This window comes from Maribacter sp. PR1 (assembly GCF_028464145.1).
Taxonomy (GTDB): domain Bacteria; phylum Bacteroidota; class Bacteroidia; order Flavobacteriales; family Flavobacteriaceae; genus Maribacter.
This window is the reverse complement of the sequence record NZ_JAQPCG010000005.1, coordinates 39,906-57,727: the sequence shown is the minus strand read 5'-3', so window position 1 is coordinate 57,727 and position 17,822 is coordinate 39,906. Positions and strand designations below refer to the sequence as shown.

Sequence of the window (17,822 nt, the reverse complement as noted above, 5' to 3'; positions counted from 1 at the left end):
TTTCATGTAGTTTACATTTCGTAGTTGTTTACAAGCAGCTTGCCTAGTAATTTTTATTTTTTTTTATGATTCCTAATTTTGAAATATTGTATGAATCATTTTCAAAAATCGATTTCATAATTAACCAAACTTTGTCAACAATATTAAAATGAAGAGTATTATCCATATTCTTCTCTTCCAGTATACCAGTAAATGTTAGCCCATTTATTCTTGTTATTTCTTTACTCAACTTGTTAATGAGATTCGCATTTTCTAATTCATAGTATTTCTTTATTCTTTTATTGATTTCCTGTTTATTTAATTCTTCCTTAAAAGAAAATATATACTCATTTAGGGCGACTTCATTTCCATTTTCGAGTCTAATGGTCATTTGATTTGTTTCTATTATATCTAATTTCTGATTTCTGTTTACAGAATCAAATTGCATATTTAATATTTTTGGTCTTTTTCTTTTTATTTTATAATTTATAATCAAATCACCTATTGGGAAGCCGGTTTCCTTATCGTTTTCTTTTTGCTCTCCAACCTCGAGCTCTCTTAGCTCAACAAGACCTATGTTTTTATGCTTAGCAAATGATATTCCGTCTTCCGTATATCCTCTTTTTGAAACTATTACACCCTTCTGAATGTTTGTGTCCTCAACAATCGAGACGATTTTCATGACAATGTCTTTGTTTATTTTTTTATTCCAATATTTACATTCGATTGCTGTCAGGTAATCATGAAGTCCATCAGAATGACTTGACAAAATATCTATTTGGTGTGATACACCAGATTTCCCTTTCAATTTAAAAGAATTTCCAAATCCCATTATCTTTACACCTGTTTTCCTCCCTAATTCTTCATAGATATACTTGGTTATATTTTCATAATCTTTCCAATCCATTTTTTGCTACGAATTCTAAATAACGTAAATGTTTTGTCTACTTACATACATCGTTTTAATTATGACCATTGGCCATAAGGAAATTACGCATAGGTATTCTTGGGCATTAGGTTCTATTTCAAAAATCTTTTCTTATTTGCTTAAATGTCATCACTTTAGTCAAAAGATTATCAAAGTGAGGCTCATACTTTTTTGTTTTCAAAATTTTGATTAGTCCTTCAATCTCTTTCGGGTCATTAATCAAGAGGTATTCTATCCATTCTGGTTCAAATGAAAAATATGGCAATTCGTTGTTATTATTCAACTCATTTCTCCTTTCTTCAAGCTCTGTTTCTTTCTTGTATTTGATAACATTGGTTTTATTGTAAGTAGGGAAATATCTCCATTCTCTCTCATTATAAAATGTTTTCCATTTCCAAAATGGTTCATACAAATCATTAAAGAACATTTGCTTTCCTCTTATTTGCTTTAGGTAACTAGTAAACTTAAATTCGTTAAACCAATCAACTGTTCGTTTAGAACTGCCATTTGGAAATTTTGGGGATTTTGAATGAAAGTACATGATTGGAGACAAGCCATGGGTTCTTGCGATTGGTCTATTGATTCCAATACCGTATGTACCGTACCAATTAACATGCTCTTTAATTAGCCCTAGTGGGATATCACAAAAGCAAACTGTTTTTGTGAAATATGCTAATTTTCTACCCGGTAATTTTTCATAAACCCAACGAGCTTGAAACCCGTTTTTCATTATTAACCTCAAAGTTTCGAAGTTTCCAGTAAAATGAAATAAAGTTTCTGAGCTTAAATTAGGAGATGTCTTGTATGTTCCAAGTTTTCTATTCATGCTTTAAAGTATGCCCAACAATTGTATCTGTGCATTGTTGATTATACATCTAACGAATATTAAAGTATATATCTTTCTTTTTAAAGGCCTAATGTCAATAACACTAGAATAGTAGGGGAAGGTGATTATCGCTAGCTACTTGCAATATAAAAATTATCTAGGGACTTTTCTTACAGAAATACATAAAGTTATAAAATGCATATTCTCAATCAATTATAAAGAACTCTCACCACGAGCTTTGTCGAGAGGCTAGATGATTTAGCGAATGTTAAATGAGGTCTCGCATCTCGACTGCGCTCGATGTGACAGCTCGACCTGACATTTTTCGACTTCACTTCGGCTACGCTCAGTGTCCACGCTCAGCACAGGCTTCTCGACCTGACATTTTTGGTTTCAGGTCGTTTTGAGGTCCTGCTTCGGCTATGCTCAGAACAGGCTGCTCAGTTTCGTGACAATACACTTCGACTCCCTTCGACATTACGTTGTTAAAGCACTTCTCGACTGCGCTCGAAGTGACAACACCTTTTTGTATTCCGCTTACATAAAAAATACATCGCTACTTTCCGCGATAAGCGGTGTCAATGGTGATGTTGCCGTTGGCGACCCTACTGACACAGGCGCACATTTTTTTGTTTTCCCCTTTTTCGGCCTCGCTAAAAAAGAAATCCCGATGGTCTATGTCCCCAGAATACTCCAGAATATCCACTTGGCAGAGGCCACATTCCCCTTTTTTGCAATCGTACATCACATCAATATCCGCAGCTTCCAAGGCATGCAGCAACGTCTCATTTTCCTGTACCTCGATTTGCTTTTTAAACCGGGGGATGGTCACGATAAACTTCTGTGGAGCGAACAGTCCGGAAGCTCCAAAGGTTTCATACCGTAGGTTTGTGGTTTCAAAGGGACTTTCCTCCCAGGTTTTGCGTACGGCGTTCATCAACCCTATAGGCCCGCAGAGATACACCTGTGTCTTTTCATTCGTCAATTCCAAAATCTGGGCCGTATCGTAAAAACCTTCGTCATCACTATAATGTAGGGTGAGTCGGCCCCCCAATACCTCCTGCAGGGTTTCGATAAAGGGCATTTCGGCCTGGGATTGCCCCAAATAGAGCATGCGTACGTTTTTCCCCGGTCGGTCCGCCAACTGCTGCGCCATGCCCACAACGGGTGTAATCCCGATACCACCGGCAATCAAAAGATAGTCCGTCGCACCAAAGCCCAGTTCAAAATGGTTGGTAGGCTGGGATATCTTTATTTTACTTCCTGCTTTCAGACTCCACATGTATTGGGAACCTCCCCTACTTTGTCGCAAGCGCTTTACGGCAATGGTATAGGGGGCATGGGGTGCATAGCTCCCCACGAGGGAATAACTCCGAATTTCGGGAATATCGTTGATCAATACGGAGACATCCAAATGGGCGCCTACCGTAAACTTTTGGGTTCCGTTTTTGGGCCTGATCTTGAATTGCATCACATTCACGGCCACCTGTTCGGCGGCCTCGATGGTGGCCTCTTCCCATGTATTTCTGTATCGCATTATTCTTACTTTCGGAGTTCGATTTTTATATCCTTTATTTTTTATTGCAAAATACTGTCTTCCTAAAATACCCGTCCTCTACACGGCCACTGAGCGGCCTGCCCTGAGCGCAGTCGAAGGGAGTCGAGGGGTTATTCGACAATCGTATCTTGAACGAGGTCTCGACTGCGCTCGACCTGACATTTTTTTGTATTCTATCCTTTTGAGGCCTCGCATCTCGACTTTAGTTTATCTTGAGCATTGGGTGAAAAGAAAACGTGTTTTCTTTGAACGCACCTTGCGGAGCAATACGAAAGGCTCGATGTGACAGCTCGACCTGACACTTTTAATTCAATATTTTATCATCGTTAGAACTCACGCTTGTTGTTCCTTTTCCACCATCTTATCCGTTATCCTGCGCGACCACATGGCCCCGGCATCGATGTTCAGGTTATAGAATTCCCGTTCCGGGTTGGCATTAATGGCCTGTTGCTGCGCTTCCAAAATATCCTCGTCCTGCTGAAAAATTTTGGCGACTCCTTCCCGCAATTCAATCGTGTTGCTCTGGTCCTGTAGGTTATAATTACGGGCAAAGGCCCAAAAGTAGTAGCAGGTCTGGTTGGTGGACGGGGTCATGGTATTCAGCACATAGCCATTCACCCCTTGTGAGCGGTCGCCCTCCGGGGCTCCCGTATCGGCAATGGCCACCCCAACATCAATATTCACCGTACAGGGCGCCTGAAACTTGATGACCTGCCAACGGTCTACGCGTCCGTCGTATTTTATTTTCTTGTTCAGTTGGCTTTTCCAAAATGGTGGCGGGTCAATGCCCTTCATCCATCGGGTCACCGTGGCCGTATGTTCATCGTAATGTACATCAAAAGGCGCTTCGGCCACATTGCGGTCGCCAATACTTCCTGCATGTACAAAGGTTTCGTGGGTAAGGTCCATCAAGTTATCCACCACCAATCGGTAATTACATTTTACCTCGATCATCTTGCCATCCCCGGCCCATTCCGGGTCGTCGTTCCAATGCATATCGGGAATTTTGGCTTCATCGGCCAGGGCAGGGTCGCCCATCCACACCCAGATAAACCGATATTTCTGTACCGCGGGATAGGAGCGCACACAGGCGGAGGGGTTTATGGTTTCTTGGGAGGGCATATAGGAACAGCGGCCATCGCTGTTGTATTCCAATCCGTGGTAGCCGCAGACGACGGTATCGTCCCTTAGACTTCCTTTGGACAACGGCAATAACCGATGCCAGCAGGCATCCTCCAACACTACGGGGGTACCATCTTTCTTCCGGAACATGACCAGTTTCTTATTGCAGACGGTACGTGCCAACAGTTCATGCTTCAGTTCCACATCCCATGCCGTGGCGTACCAGGCATTCATGGGAAAAGATTCATTCATGGTAAAGGTTGTTTTTACGGACATATCCTTTCTTTTATACGTTTATATTTTGATGACTTTTTTGATATTGGGTCACTTCTTTTATTATTACTTTATTTTAAAACATAGGCCCAGTTTCAAAGCATATTGTTTGTTTTCTTTTTTCCATGGATGAAAAAAGAACCAAAAAAATCTAGCCTTCGCACCCTTTCCTACAAAACTACGGATGTATTCGCTCCGGCGTTTCCAGACCGCTTGGCTCTTTGGAAACTCCAACTCCCATTTCGTCCGAATCCCTCCTTGTTTGGCCACGGAAATGCTACGAGGGCGGATTAAAGTGTGTGTCTGTTTTCTGAGCTGACATTTGATTTTATTTAAATGCTACTGATTCTATCTTAAGATACCTATCTATAAAAATAATAACAAAACCCGTTTTTGTCCCCTTGAGCTGCCTGTCCTGAGCGCAGTCGAAGGGCGGTCGAAAGGTCGGCAAAAACATCTCGACTCCGCTCGATGTGACATAGAAATCCATTAGCGGGATAGTTACGGATGTACATACAATTTCATTCTAGCTTCGATAATTTTAAAAATAAACTTTTTATTCTACGGGTCCGGGAATGGGTTTTTTCCCGGTTTCCAACCAACCCAACAAACTTTCAAAGGCCATTTTCGTCTCTTCCGGTGAAAACTGACAGTGTCCCTGACCTTGGGTATAATACACCGATAAAAATTCGGTTTTACCTTGATCAATGACCATATTCTCAAAATTGGTGACGCCGTAGTTAGGTGGAATCAACTGATCATAAATGGTATGCATCAACACCACAGGGGTATTGATATTGCCCGTACGGTCATACTTGCTGAAAATGACGCCCGGGTCTACCGTAGCCGCCAAACGCTCCGCTTTTTGATTGACTTCCCAATCATTAGGGAATCCCGAATATACCGTATTGGTATTGTCAAAAGGATTTCCACCGGACTTTTGGGCCAAATCCCGCAATACATTTTCGTTAAAGAACAGGGAAAAGGGCAAGTCCTGAAATTTAAGGTCGAAACGCTGTGCAAAGGCCGCTCCCAAAGCCGAATCCTTTTCTATAATTGCCTTGGTAATTTCCTGTGCCCTCGGCACCATTTTTCGTGGGTCCTGGGCCTCGTAGGGTTTCTCCAAATCAAAAATATCCGTCAGGCTGGTGACCACTCCGGGGAACAAACCGTTGAACGTAGCGTACATATCGAACTCCTTCCTGCATTGTAAATAGGGTCGGCTGGATAAGGGACAGAGTGCCAATCCACCATCATAATGCGCCCCAAAATTTTCCAGCATCGCCAAGGTCACCCCACCCCCCATGGAATGGCCCGCCATTATCGTTTGTTTGGGCTCTCCATATTTTTCGGTAAAATAGTTGCGTAAGGCCTCCGTATCGTCCACCCCTTGCGGCAGGGCAAAACCTTGGTAGGCATAGTCCGAGGCCGCAACGGCAAAACCTTTGCCCAAAAACAGGCTCATTCTATCCTGAAAATTGGGATCTTCGCTTTGCAAGGGCGTGCCCATAAAGGCATAGCCATGGGCATACATCACCAAGTTTCCGTTCCAGTCCTCGGGAACGAATATTTTAAACCCGGCACCATTTAATTCGCCGCTTTCGGTCTTTACGGGGGTTTGGGCCGTAATGGAACCCACAACAAATAAAAGCAATAAAAGTATTCTCATTTTGATATTTTAATTAGTTTCATTTTTATCCTTCAATTCTATTTTTTTTCGATACCTCAGTACGGGTTGTCACATCGAGAAGCTTGTCTTGAGCGCAGTTGAAGGACAGTCGAGTTTTGTCCGGTCGAGCGCAGTCGAGACCTCACTCAGGTCTAAAATCATAATGGCTTGCATTTCTGCATTCCGCCAATATTCTTAACATCTTTTCATCTCCATGCGCTAAGGCTTGCTTTTTTGCTTTACTCCATTTTTTTATTTTCTTTTCAAAGAAAATAGCTTGTTCTATATCATTGAACATTTCATGCCATAGTAACTTAACCGGGCGTCGTTTATAGGTGAAACAGGTTTTGTTCAGTCCTTTTTGATGTTCATCCACCCGACGCGTTACATCATTGGTGACTCCGGTATACAGCATCCCATCATTGCATTCAAGAATATAGACATAATAGGCTTTCATACTCCTTTCAATTTTTGAGGTCTCGACTGCGCTCGACCTGACATACATTGAATTCTTATCTTTTTTTGAGGTCTCGACTGCGCTCGACCTGACATTTATGGACCCTAGTTTATTTTTAGGTCTCGACTGCGCTCGACCTGACATTTATGGACCCTAGTTTATTTTTAGGTCTCGACTGCGCTCGACGTGACATAATTGGTTTTCATTTTGTTCTTGAGGTCTCGCATCTCGACTTTAGTTTATCTTGAGCGCCGCCGAAAGACTCGATGTGACAGCTCGACCGGACAATAATTTTACTTTTTGTTTAATCCTAACATTTCAATAGCGTTTTCCTTTAAAATCAAGGGTTTAACCTCATCCTTGAATCCTGCTTCCTCAAAGTCCTTCAACCAGCGTTCCGGAGTAATCAGTGGGAAGTCCGTACCAAATAACATTCTCTTTTTGAGCAAGGTATTGGCATATTGCACCAATTGTTTTGGAAAATATTTGGGGGACCACCCGCTCAAATCGATATACACATTGGGTTTGTGCATAGCCACCGATAACGCTTCGTCCTGCCACGGCCAACTGGGGTGGGCAATGATAATCGGAGCATCGGGAAAATCGATGGCCACCTGATCTAAATGCATGGGGTTGGAATACTCCAAACGCAGTCCGCCACCACCCCGTACCCCTGAACCATAACCGGAATGTCCGGAATGGAACAGCATGGGCAAATTGTATTCCGCAATCACCTCATATAAAGGGTAGGCCATTCTATCGTAGGGGTAGAACCCTTGTACGGTCGGATGGAATTTAAATCCTTTTACACCGTAATTCTCGATAAGATTTCTGGCCTCCCTCGCCCCCATACGCCCTTTATGCGGGTCGATACTGGCAAAGGCAATCATCACATCCGGATTGGCCATGGCACCTTCGGCGACTTCCTCGTTGGGAATCCGTTTTTTTCCTACCTCATGCTCCGAATCGATACAGAACATTACAAATGCCATGTTTAGCGATCTGTAATAATCCGCCGTCTCCTGGATGGTGGGGCGCTCGTCCGATTTAAAATACTTGGCAAAGGCTTCATCAAACTCCGGCCTATACGCATCGTGCGGCTGGGTACAGGAACGCTCCGCATGCGTATGTACGTCAATGGCCCTTATGTTTTCTATGTCTATCATGTTTTTTGTTCGTTGTTGGCTGTTGGCTAATTACTTTAACTTTTTACTATTCACTTTTTACTCTTAACGATGAACTCTCAAGATATCCTTTTCGAAGAAAGATAAAAAGTGACAATGCCGGCCAAAAATATCGGCACGGCAAATATCATAAAGGTGGAAGCCATCATAAAACCCATACCGATCAACACCCCACCTACCGCGGGTCCGATTACTCCTCCCAAACGTCCGATACCAATCGCCCAGCCCAGTCCCGTAGTCCTGAAGTTGGTGGGATACATTCTTGCCGCTACCGCATACAGGCCTACAAATCCTCCTTGCAGGGTAAATCCTAAAAGGCCAAAGACAAAGAGCAGCCAATCCGAACCAATGAACCACCGAAACACCATCATAAGCACCGCGGTCAAAATAAGGTACACCGCAATGGTTTTCTTTAACCCAAATTTGGAGGAAAAGTAACCTTGAAGGATAATGCCTCCCCAGGCCCCGACATTAAATACCGTACCCGCATAGATGGCGAGGGAGAGGGAAAGTCCTGTAGTCTCGGCCATTTTGGGAATCCAACTCGTTAAAAAATACAAACATCCAAAGGCCAGGAACAGCGCAATCCACAATTGGATGGTCGGTATTCTAAACTCATCGTTCAATAATTTTTTTACAGGAATGCCACTGGTTTTAGTTTCTGCTTGCGGATATGCGTCGATAGGTTCAAAACCCATTTTTACAATGGTCCTATTCGCCTTGGCCAGTCCGTTTTTAGGTTGCTTGTTAAAATAAAAATCGATGGATTCCGACAGAAAAATCAGAATTAAGGGAATGGTCACGAAGGAGGCCAGACCCGCCAGTTTAAACATGGCCTGCCATCCACTGGCTGGAACTACGGAAGCCGACACCAAACCGGATAACACGGCCCCTACCGGATACCCGGATATGACAAAGCTCACCCAAAAATCCCGGGATTTGTTCGGGGTATATTCGGCCGTAAGTGCCGCCGTACTGGCCAGCATACTTCCTATACCGATACCACTGATAAAACGCAGTGCAATAAGCTGGGTAACATCGTTGGTCCACGCCGTTAACATGATACTTGTCCCCATGAGCAAGGCACTTAGTATAATCATTTTTTTACGTCCCATCTGGTCGGCAAAAGGTGCCAAAAACAAGGCTCCCAAGGTCATCCCGGCTAGTCCTGCACTAAAAACGATACCCAAGGCCTCCGGACCCACGTTCCATGATTTGGCAATAGCCGGGGCACAATAGGAAATGACCAGAACGTCCATACCGTCCAAAATATTCATTAAGAAGCAGACCAAAATGGTGCCGTACTGCAATTTGGACATGGATGATGAATCTATAAGCTGCTGTATATTCTGCTTCATAATCTAGTGTTTGGTTTCCAATATTCCCGGGTGTAAGGTTTGATTATAGATTCTTTCCACAATATCATTCCTGTGTTTAAGGAAGGAACGTTGGTTGATGGACCCCTTGTCCGTTATTTCCCCTTTGTCGATGCTCAGTTCAAAATCGGCAAACATGGCCCGTTTCACTTTGGTGGAGCTGCCCGTAGCCTTTTTTGCCATGGCGTCCAATAGGTTTTGAAGAAACTCTTTCAACTCGGCACACTGCATCATTTCGGGCAGTTCCATAGCATTTGCTTTCGCATCCGCAATCAATTCCTTACAGCGGTTGGCATCTGGAATCAGTATCGCGCCCAAATAATCACGGTCATGCCCGGTGATTACGACATCGCGTACGACCCCATCGGCATGGGCAATCAATTTGGCCCTTAAAACGCCCACACTCACCCAGGTACCAGAACTAAGCTTAAAGTCTTCCGCAATCCGACCATCGAACACCATTCCGGCATTGGGGTCCTCTTCATCTATAAATTTTAGGGCATCCCCTGTTTTGTAGAAACCCTCTTCATCAAAGGCAGTTGAAGTCGCTTTTGGATTTCTCCAATAGCCCGGAGTAAGGTTATTGCCCTTGAACCGTGCTTCCAATTTATCGCCATCGGGAATCAATTTGACCTCCAGTCCGGGTACCGGCACCCCCAAAACTCCTGAGGTACTTCCATACCGGGTATTGAACATGGCGGACGGACTCGCCTCGGTCATGCCCAATCCGGAGGAAATTAAAATTTTCTTGCCAATGGTCTCTAACGCCAAATTCTCCAATCCGTTCCAGACATGTTGCGACATACTGGCCCCTGCATAGAAAAACATTTTTAGGCGCGAGAAAAACAGTTCCCGTAGTTCATCATCCTTTTTTAGAAAAGGAATCAACTCCTCGAAGCCTTTAGGTACATTAAAGTAAACCGTTGGGGCAAAATCTTTTAGATTCTTTATCGTTTTGAGAATTCCATGAGGTGTTGGGTTGCCTTCATCGATATACAGGGTACCGCCATTGTACAGCGCGAGCCCAAAATTGTGGTTACCCCCAAACGTATGGTTCCAAGGCAACCAATCCATCAATTTTAAACCTCCGTCCTTAAAAAAGGGAAAGGTCTGCGTAATCTGTTGCCAATTGGTGGTCATATTGCCGTGCGTATTGATGACCCCTTTGGGCAGTCCCGTCGACCCAGAAGTAAACAATATTTTGGCGATGGTTTTTGAATCGACTTGTTTATTCCGATTTTGAACCGCTTCGGTTACCGGAGTTTTTAAGGCATTTTCAAAGGAATAGTCCGATGTGCTACCATTCGTTACTGTCAATACAGGAATATTTGGAGCGGTGGCACCCAAGGCCTTTTGAAAAACAGACTTGTCGTCAACAAATACCAAACCAGGAGTCAATAGGGAGAAACAATGGATCAGTTTTTCATATTTATCCGACCTTAAGCTATACGCCGGACTAATCGGTGCATAGGGAATTCCCACATGCATGGCCGCCAGTGCCAAAAGCCCATGCTCCAGACCATTCCCGGAAAGTATGGCAATAGGTTTTTCTACGGATGCATCACTTTCCAATAAAAACTGGGCCAGATGCTGCACCTTTTCCCATACCTGGGTATAGGTCAGTTTTATCCATTCGTCCTGTGGACCTCGCTGTGCCAAAAAAACCGTATTGGGCGTATGCTTTGCCCAGTACCGTAACCGTTCCGTTATGGTCGCCGGACAGGGTTCCAATGCAATGTTCGATTTTAGGTAGATGACCCCTTGGGCATCCACACTTTTTTGTATGTCTATCGGAAGCGTCGGTACTTCCAGATACGCTATTTCCTTCACAGACGCTGTGTTTTTCGACATATCCCTAGTTAACTTGATAAAAACGTATAATGACCTCGTCCGCCAAACGGGCACCGCTGGCTACGGCGATAACCTTATTGAGCCATTTATATTTTTCATGGGAGGTTTCAAAAGTGGCGGCCGTGCGCATATAATAGGCACTAGGGTCCACATCCTCGCCGTTTTTCATGCGTTGCAAAACTTCTGGAGAGGCATGTCTTACCCCCTTGTTTACGATATAAATCAACGCGCCATCATCGGTTTGGAGGGTATATTGGGCTACAAGGTCGGCCGTACCATCTTCTCGTACCGTTTGCCAATCCGCTCCACCCCTTAAAATCTTTCCTTTTAGTTTGGGCCCTTCAAAAGTGCCTCCCACGATATTGATGATACGTCGGTTACCATAGGTTGTCACACCCAATTCTTGGGCCGGTTCCAAAAGCACATTTTCCTCAAAAAGAAATTCCAAAGTGGGTTCAGGAATTTTTGATTGTGCATTTACTTGTACCCATGCCCCTAAGACTATTGCTATCAAAAAAACGCGTATTCCCATTTTCATATCCTTCCTTTTAGTTATTGAGTATCCGTAATTTATAACAAAACTATCTTACTGTCAGGTCGAGCGCAGTCGAGACCTCATTTCAAACACTTTATATTTAATGACCTCTCGACTGCGCTCGAGGTGACAGCGTATTAAGAAAAATTACGGGCAATCTGTTTACTTATTAGTTTTCCCCTACTTTTTTTGCCCTGCCTTCCAAAAAGTCCCTCAAACGTTGTTTGGCCTCCGGGGCATCTTGAGCTATGGCACCGGCCATAGACTCCATCATCAAACCAACATCATGACCACCATCCACGATCCGTGGCAGAATATTGGTAAGCGCAAAATTGGTCATCGGGGCGTTTTCACTGATTTTTTCCGCCAGTTCCTCCGCTTTTTCCATGCCTTTTCCCGTTTCCTCGATGTACTGGGACAATCCTATTTGATAGCCTTCCTCCGCCTTATATACGCGTCCTGTGAGCATCATATCCGTCATTCTTGAAACACCGATAAGTTTGGGAAGCCTCACAGAGCCCCCTCCCCCAACAAAAATACCGCGCTGCCCTTCCGGAAGGGCATAGAAAGTGGATTCATCGGCCACCCGGATGTGACAGGCACTTGCAAGCTCCAGTCCACCACCAACACAGGCACCGTGCAACAAGGCAACCACCGGCACGGTACTGAATTGAATTTTATCCATGGCACTGTGCCATTTACGGGAATGCAACATACCTTCAATGGCGGAACTTTCCTTTAAATCCGATAGATCAAGACCTGCACAAAAATGCTTGCCCTCCCCATAGATTAAAATACATTTCGCCTCTTTCGGAAAATTGGAAAATACATCCTCGATTTCAACAATCGTTTCCGTATTTACGGCATTGCGTTTCTCAGGTCGGTTCAAGCCAACCAAGAAAACCTTACCCTTGAGTTCCGTTTTAATATTTTTATAGTCTGTACCCATATTCCATTTATTTAGCCGTCATGCGTATGGCCCCGTCCAAACGAATCACCTCACCATTAAGCATTTGATTTTCGATAATTTGTTTCACCAAGGACGCGTATTCCTCAGGTTTTCCCAATCGGGAAGGAAAGGGTATTTGTTGTCCCAAGGACATCTTGGCGTCTTCCGGTAAGCCTTCTAGCATAGGTGTTTCAAAAATTCCAGGGGCTATGGTCATTACCCGAATCCCGAAGCGGGCAAACTCCCTAGCAATGGGCAAGGTCATGGCCACTATCCCGCCTTTGGAGGCCGAATATGCCGCTTGACCTATTTGACCATCAAAGGCCGCAACGGAAGCCGTGTTAACTATAATGCCACGCTCCCCACTTTCACCAGGTTCGTTGTTTTGAATAACATCAGCCGCCAATCGTAATACGTTAAAAGTTCCAATTAAATTGACCTGTATCACTTTGGTAAAACTATCGAGTTCATGCAGGCCCTCTTTTCCCAAAACGCGTTGGGCAGGTCCTATTCCCGCACAGCTTACCGTTCCATGAAGGGCACCGAACTTCTTAACCCCTTCGCTTATCGCACTACGGACACTATCCTCATCCGTAACATCCGCTTTTTTAAATATTGCGGACGGTCCCAATTTCTTGGCCAAACTGTTCCCCTCCTTTTCTTTTAGGTCAATAAGAAGAACATGCCCACCATGATCCACAATCATCTTTGCAACAGCGGCACCCAATCCGGAAGCTCCGCCCGTGATTAAAAATGTTTTATCCTTTATGTTCATTCAATAGTATCATTCGTTTTTTTAAAAAAAGAAAGCCTCTTTAAGCCCTAAAAAACGAGTTGTTTTCATAATTTCAACCTTTCCATTTAGCCTTTTGCCTTCACTCAAGATAAACTAAAGTCCAGAGGTTATGTGACTTTACAAATCTAACCTTAGGTCTCGCATCTCGACTGCGCTCGATGTGACAGCTCGACCTGACCTCTAAATTGTTATTAATAATGGATTACCGCTTTTATTAGGTAAAATTTGACTATTTCAATAGAATACATATTATTTTTTGAGGTATTGATAGATTTTACCCTCTAAAATTACGGTAAAGTAAAACAAAGAAAAGCGTTTATTTTAGCTAAAACTCAAGGATTTTTGTGCAAAATCAATCATTTTAAAATATTCCTGTAGTTACGGGGTGTCATTCCGGTATGCGTTTTGAAAAACCGTGTAAAATCGCTCTGATCCACTTTGCCCACGTTGAAGGCTACCTCAGCAATGGATAAATCGGTCTGACGCAATAATACCTTCGATTCCAAAATCCGCATATTGGCCAGCAAGGAATGTGCGGATTTCCCGGTTACCGACTTCACACATTTGTGCAAATGGTTTTTGGAAATGGATAAATAATCGGCATATTCGGCCACGGTTTTCTTCTCCCTAATAAAGCGCTGTAACGCGTCCTTATACTGTTCCGTAATCTTGAGGGCTGCCAAGTGCGGTTTTGATTCTATAGCAGAGGTATCGACCTGCTTGTGCACTTCCTTTAGCAAAGTGGCCAAATACATGGGAATTAAATCGAATCGATTCGTGTCCCCCTTCCTATATTCATCTTCCAAGATTTTTAGGATATCAGGGATAGTCCCCATTTCCTTGATCTTCACCAAAGGCGTGGCGTTGAACCTAAAAAAGGCAAAATCCTTTTCCAAATTAATCTTTAATAGAGTCTCCTGAAATACCTCGGAACTAAAATGGCAGTAAAACCCGGTAACATCCTCACTCACATATTCCAAGGACGTAATCTGATCGGCCGGAAGAAAGTAAAAATAGCCCGGTAAAATTTCGTAGCTATTCAATCCCTTGCTCCGTATGGCTTTGCCTTGGGTCAAGAATATGAAAAAATTTACAGTTCGCCGATGGGGCAAAACGGGTACCTTCAGGTGTTGGGCATATTCCTCTATTCTAGTAATATGAAATTTATGATAAGAGGGATAATTGGGTGGTTTCCATTCTGGAAACAAAAACTCATCGAACTGGGAGGTGCTGAGGCTGGGTATTTTGGAATAGTCCTTTGAATCGGCCATTGTTCTACATCAAAATTTCATCATCATCCGTCTTCACCGTAGTTCGCTCCGAACTTAACAAGCGTTCTTTTAGTCCCTTCAAATTGGGAATTTCGTAGGCAAAGAAAAACTGCATGGTCTTAACTTTAGATTTCAAGAAAACAGTATCGGGTTTTTCCTCCATTTTTTTGCAGGCTATGGTGGCTTGTTTTATCCATTGCCAACCTACGTTCAACGTACCGAAAAACTCCATATACAAATTGGCATCGGCAAGGTAGATGTCGGCCGTATTCTTTTTTGTGAGTTCGGCCAAATGCTGGGTGATTTCGAAAAAATGATCAATTTCCAAGGACAAGCTAGACGCAAATACCTCAATTTCCTTGATTTCAAGAGCTTGATTGACATCCTTCATCACCTCATTTCGCCAAATAGCCAAAGCCTTGCCCTGATCTCTTAGTACCTGTCTACCCAATAATCCCAAAGCATGAATACCGGTAGTGCCCTCATATATGGGAAGAATCCGGACATCCCTTGCCAATTGCTCCAAGGGGAAATCGGCCGTATATCCGTATCCGCCAAAAACTTGTAGCGCCTTATTTACGGAGCTCACCCCATGTTCCGCGCCGTAAGTCTTGGCGACTGGGGTCAACAAGTTCAACAAACGAGTATACTTATCCACTTCATCCTCATTAGGACTATATTTTTGAAGGTCCAAGTAACTATAGCATTGTAAAATGAAACCTAAGGTTCCTTCCAAAAATGCCTTTTGCGATAACAACATACGCCTAACATCCGGATGGTTGATGATGGCCACAGATTCCGAGGCATCCTTGGATTCATCCAAGTGTTTTCCTTGTTTGCGTTCCTTAGCATACCTAAGCGCATGGTAATAGGCGGCCGAAGCGATGCCCGCTCCCATGGAACCCACACTTAATCGTGCATTGTCCATCATTAAAAACATGTGGGAGAGCCCTTTATGGGCTTCGCCCACAAGATATCCCACACACATATCGTTGGCCCCAAATTCCAAATGCATGGCAGGCGTAGCTTTCTGTCCCATTTTATGATATATCCCGATGGAGTTTACGTCATTGTCCTCGCCATTTTCCAAACGGGTGGGCACCAAGAACAATGAAATTCCCTTCGTGCCATTTGGAGCTCCCTCTATTCTTGCCAAGACGAGATGCATTATATTTTCAGTGACATCATGATCTCCCGCGGAGATGAATATTTTTTGACCTTTTATATGGTAACTACCGTCGGATTGGGGAATGGCTTTCGTTGTAATGTTCGCCAAGGAACTGCCCGATTCCGTTTCTGTGAGGCACATCGTTCCCAACCATTTCCCGGATAACAGATTGGGCAAAAAGCGCTGTTTTTGTGCTTCGGTCCCAAAGGTGGCAATGACATTGGCCACCCCCTTGGCCAAATCGGTATACATGATAAAGCTGTTGGACTTTGAACAGAGTATAAAATCAATCGCCGCGACAATCGTTTTGGGAATCTGAAAGCCGCCTAAGGCTTCCGGTAATGTAGCTCCCACAAAACCGGCCTCGGCATAGTGCTTTACAAACTCATGAACCGACGGATGCACCTGTACACTACCCTTCTTTAGTTCGGGCTCATTTCTATCGGATTCCGCAATATGCTCGGGCTTTATTCTATCGGCCAACTCAGAAGCCGTATCCAATATCATTCCTAGGCTTTCTTTATCGTACTCCCCAAAAAATGACAATGTGTTCAACGTTTGAACGGACAAGACATCGAACAAAATAAAATCCAAGTTTTCCCTTGAGTACAATTTCATGGCCTAGGTGTTGTTTTCAAGTTTTGGATTCGGGTAATTATCCGATTGGTCTTCTGCCCTATTATCCATACATACAAAATCCTTTTCCAGCAAAAGCGACAAAGTGGTGCCCTTTGCCATTTTTATTTCCAAGTTATAACCTATTATCTCATTGTTTGCCCAGGCCACAGCTTTATGCTCGTTCAGGTACATGGTAATGGTATCGTTTACAAAGTCCACATTCAATTCCGGTGTGTCCGGGTCTGCTTTAATCGCATACATAAAGGTCTTTCCGACAAAGGGTGTCTCCTCTTTGTAATATCCCGTTTGAGCCAAAGTTTCGACTTCACTTTTTGTGAGTCGGTAGCGTACCGTATTTCCTTTGATTCTAATTTTCATTTTTGTTTAATACATTAAATTCGCCAGATGAAGCCTTATAATGTTTATTTGTTCGGTCGAGCGCAGTCGAGACCTAATTTGTGCATAATGGCTTCAAGACCTCTCGACTGCGCTCGAGGTGACAATAAGTTATATTTAGTGACCAGATACTGTTAAATTCTTTAGCAAAACTTCATTTATTCTTCTTTTCCACCAAACCTTTCGTAAACTCGTTCAGGGTCTCCACTTTCTCCTCAAAATCACCCTTAATCGTTTTTCTGAATTCATTCAAATTTTTGACCAAATCATCAATATTTTCGGGGATGACGTCCTCAAAAAACTGTCGGAGTCTTTTGGCGGTCGTGGGGGATTTTCCATTGGTGGAAATTGCCACTTTTACATTACCCTTGGTGACGATACCGCCCATGTAAAAATCACAAAATGGAGGGTTGTCCGCCACATTCACTAAAATACTTCGCTTTCTACAGTCGTGATATACCTGCTCGTTTACGGGAACATCATCTGTAGTGGCTACGACCATGTGTTTTCCCTCTAAAAAGGAGGTATTATACTTGTCCTTATGCATAATGACATTTGCACTTTTAGCCAATTGAACCGTTTCCTCACGAAACATAGGGGAAACCATCTCTACCTTTGCATTGGGGCTTGATTTTAAAAGAAAGGTGAGTTTCTCCAAAGCTACATTTCCTCCGCCCACAACTAAAATATTCAAATTGGAAACCTTCAAAAAAATAGGGTATAGTTCATTTCGCTCCATGTGCTCTATGTTGTTCGATTTTCTGTATCCATTTTTAATGTTGATTTCAATCCAACTTTTCTGTCTCCTTGGGCGGAATCGAGAGGTTGTAGAATTGAAAAAAACAAATTTAGGTCTCGCATCTCGA

At 43.4% G+C, this 17,822-nt stretch carries 17 protein-coding genes and 1 pseudogene; all 18 read right to left on the bottom strand.

What is annotated here, in order from left to right:
- Positions 1-43 precede the first annotated feature (43 nt).
- The 18 genes and pseudogenes from PP182_RS11170 to PP182_RS11090 all read right to left on the bottom strand — a co-directional run bounded on the left by PP182_RS11170 (position 44) and on the right by PP182_RS11090 (position 17,695).
- Positions 44-886, bottom strand: a complete 843-nt coding sequence (locus tag PP182_RS11170; RefSeq protein WP_272651333.1) for a restriction endonuclease — start codon at positions 884-886, stop codon at positions 44-46.
- 118 nt (positions 887-1,004) lie between these two features.
- Positions 1,005-1,733, bottom strand: coding sequence for an abortive infection system antitoxin AbiGi family protein (locus PP182_RS11165; protein ID WP_272651332.1), 729 nt, complete (start codon positions 1,731-1,733; stop codon positions 1,005-1,007).
- Between the two features lie 346 nt (positions 1,734-2,079).
- The gene (locus tag PP182_RS11160; RefSeq protein WP_272651331.1) at positions 2,080-2,211 is read right to left on the bottom strand and encodes a hypothetical protein; all 132 of its coding nucleotides are present in this window, start codon (positions 2,209-2,211) and stop codon (positions 2,080-2,082) included.
- 78 nt (positions 2,212-2,289) lie between these two features.
- On the bottom strand, positions 2,290-3,270 hold the full coding sequence (locus PP182_RS11155) for a PDR/VanB family oxidoreductase (protein WP_272651330.1): 981 nt from the start codon (positions 3,268-3,270) through the stop codon (positions 2,290-2,292).
- Between the two features lie 354 nt (positions 3,271-3,624).
- Positions 3,625-4,377 carry an aromatic ring-hydroxylating dioxygenase subunit alpha gene (locus tag PP182_RS11150; protein WP_272651329.1) on the bottom strand — a complete coding sequence of 251 codons (753 nt, stop codon included), beginning with the start codon at positions 4,375-4,377 and terminating at the stop codon, positions 3,625-3,627.
- Positions 4,378-4,647: pseudogene (locus PP182_RS21060) on the bottom strand (Rieske 2Fe-2S domain-containing protein); the annotation flags it as partial. It abuts the gene before it with no gap.
- 595 nt (positions 4,648-5,242) lie between these two features.
- Positions 5,243-6,355, bottom strand: coding sequence for an alpha/beta hydrolase family protein (locus PP182_RS11145; protein WP_272651328.1), 1,113 nt, complete (start codon positions 6,353-6,355; stop codon positions 5,243-5,245).
- Between the two features lie 142 nt (positions 6,356-6,497).
- Positions 6,498-6,860 carry a GIY-YIG nuclease family protein gene (locus tag PP182_RS11140; RefSeq protein ID WP_330097993.1) on the bottom strand — a complete coding sequence of 121 codons (363 nt, stop codon included), beginning with the start codon at positions 6,858-6,860 and terminating at the stop codon, positions 6,498-6,500.
- A 245-nt stretch (positions 6,861-7,105) separates the two neighbouring features.
- Positions 7,106-7,978, bottom strand: coding sequence for an amidohydrolase family protein (locus PP182_RS11135; RefSeq protein WP_094998248.1), 873 nt, complete (start codon positions 7,976-7,978; stop codon positions 7,106-7,108).
- Between the two features lie 77 nt (positions 7,979-8,055).
- Positions 8,056-9,354 (bottom strand): MFS transporter, encoded by a 1,299-nt coding sequence (locus tag PP182_RS11130; RefSeq protein ID WP_272651327.1) that lies wholly within the window; start codon positions 9,352-9,354, stop codon positions 8,056-8,058.
- Between the two features lie 3 nt (positions 9,355-9,357).
- Positions 9,358-11,223 (bottom strand): feruloyl-CoA synthase, encoded by a 1,866-nt coding sequence (locus PP182_RS11125; protein WP_272651326.1) that lies wholly within the window; start codon positions 11,221-11,223, stop codon positions 9,358-9,360.
- 4 nt (positions 11,224-11,227) lie between these two features.
- A complete protein-coding gene (locus PP182_RS11120) occupies positions 11,228-11,761 on the bottom strand; it encodes a DUF3237 domain-containing protein (RefSeq protein WP_272651325.1) in 534 nt (177 codons plus the stop codon).
- A 166-nt stretch (positions 11,762-11,927) separates the two neighbouring features.
- Positions 11,928-12,707, bottom strand: a complete 780-nt coding sequence (locus PP182_RS11115) for a crotonase/enoyl-CoA hydratase family protein (RefSeq protein ID WP_272651324.1) — start codon at positions 12,705-12,707, stop codon at positions 11,928-11,930.
- Positions 12,708-12,714: 7 nt separating this feature from the next.
- A complete protein-coding gene (locus PP182_RS11110) occupies positions 12,715-13,482 on the bottom strand; it encodes a 3-hydroxyacyl-CoA dehydrogenase (RefSeq protein WP_272651323.1) in 768 nt (255 codons plus the stop codon).
- Between the two features lie 377 nt (positions 13,483-13,859).
- Entirely contained in the window at positions 13,860-14,774 is a 915-nt protein-coding gene (locus PP182_RS11105; protein WP_272651322.1) for a helix-turn-helix domain-containing protein, read from the bottom strand.
- A 4-nt stretch (positions 14,775-14,778) separates the two neighbouring features.
- Positions 14,779-16,560, bottom strand: coding sequence for an acyl-CoA dehydrogenase (locus PP182_RS11100; RefSeq protein WP_272651321.1), 1,782 nt, complete (start codon positions 16,558-16,560; stop codon positions 14,779-14,781).
- Positions 16,561-16,563: 3 nt separating this feature from the next.
- A complete protein-coding gene (locus PP182_RS11095) occupies positions 16,564-16,938 on the bottom strand; it encodes a DUF7009 family protein (protein ID WP_272651320.1) in 375 nt (124 codons plus the stop codon).
- A gap of 172 nt (positions 16,939-17,110) precedes the next feature.
- The gene (locus tag PP182_RS11090) at positions 17,111-17,695 is read right to left on the bottom strand and encodes a precorrin-2 dehydrogenase/sirohydrochlorin ferrochelatase family protein (protein WP_272651319.1); all 585 of its coding nucleotides are present in this window, start codon (positions 17,693-17,695) and stop codon (positions 17,111-17,113) included.
- Positions 17,696-17,822: the final 127 nt, after the last annotated feature.

Coding starts and splice junctions, on each gene's coding strand:
- PP182_RS11170 (WP_272651333.1), bottom strand. CDS start 886: ATGGATTGGAAAGATTATGAAAATATAACCAAGTATATCTATGAAGAA.
- PP182_RS11165 (WP_272651332.1), bottom strand. CDS start 1,733: ATGAATAGAAAACTTGGAACATACAAGACATCTCCTAATTTAAGCTCA.
- PP182_RS11160 (WP_272651331.1), bottom strand. CDS start 2,211: ATGTCGAAGGGAGTCGAAGTGTATTGTCACGAAACTGAGCAGCCTGTT.
- PP182_RS11155 (WP_272651330.1), bottom strand. CDS start 3,270: ATGCGATACAGAAATACATGGGAAGAGGCCACCATCGAGGCCGCCGAA.
- PP182_RS11145 (WP_272651328.1), bottom strand. CDS start 6,355: ATGAGAATACTTTTATTGCTTTTATTTGTTGTGGGTTCCATTACGGCC.
- PP182_RS11140 (WP_330097993.1), bottom strand. CDS start 6,860: ATGTATGTCAGGTCGAGCGCAGTCGAGACCTCAAAAATTGAAAGGAGT.
- PP182_RS11135 (WP_094998248.1), bottom strand. CDS start 7,978: ATGATAGACATAGAAAACATAAGGGCCATTGACGTACATACGCATGCG.
- PP182_RS11130 (WP_272651327.1), bottom strand. CDS start 9,354: ATGAAGCAGAATATACAGCAGCTTATAGATTCATCATCCATGTCCAAA.
- PP182_RS11125 (WP_272651326.1), bottom strand. CDS start 11,223: ATGTCGAAAAACACAGCGTCTGTGAAGGAAATAGCGTATCTGGAAGTA.
- PP182_RS11120 (WP_272651325.1), bottom strand. CDS start 11,761: ATGAAAATGGGAATACGCGTTTTTTTGATAGCAATAGTCTTAGGGGCA.
- PP182_RS11115 (WP_272651324.1), bottom strand. CDS start 12,707: ATGGGTACAGACTATAAAAATATTAAAACGGAACTCAAGGGTAAGGTT.
- PP182_RS11110 (WP_272651323.1), bottom strand. CDS start 13,482: ATGAACATAAAGGATAAAACATTTTTAATCACGGGCGGAGCTTCCGGA.
- PP182_RS11105 (WP_272651322.1), bottom strand. CDS start 14,774: ATGGCCGATTCAAAGGACTATTCCAAAATACCCAGCCTCAGCACCTCC.
- PP182_RS11100 (WP_272651321.1), bottom strand. CDS start 16,560: ATGAAATTGTACTCAAGGGAAAACTTGGATTTTATTTTGTTCGATGTC.
- PP182_RS11095 (WP_272651320.1), bottom strand. CDS start 16,938: ATGAAAATTAGAATCAAAGGAAATACGGTACGCTACCGACTCACAAAA.
- PP182_RS11090 (WP_272651319.1), bottom strand. CDS start 17,695: ATGGAGCGAAATGAACTATACCCTATTTTTTTGAAGGTTTCCAATTTG.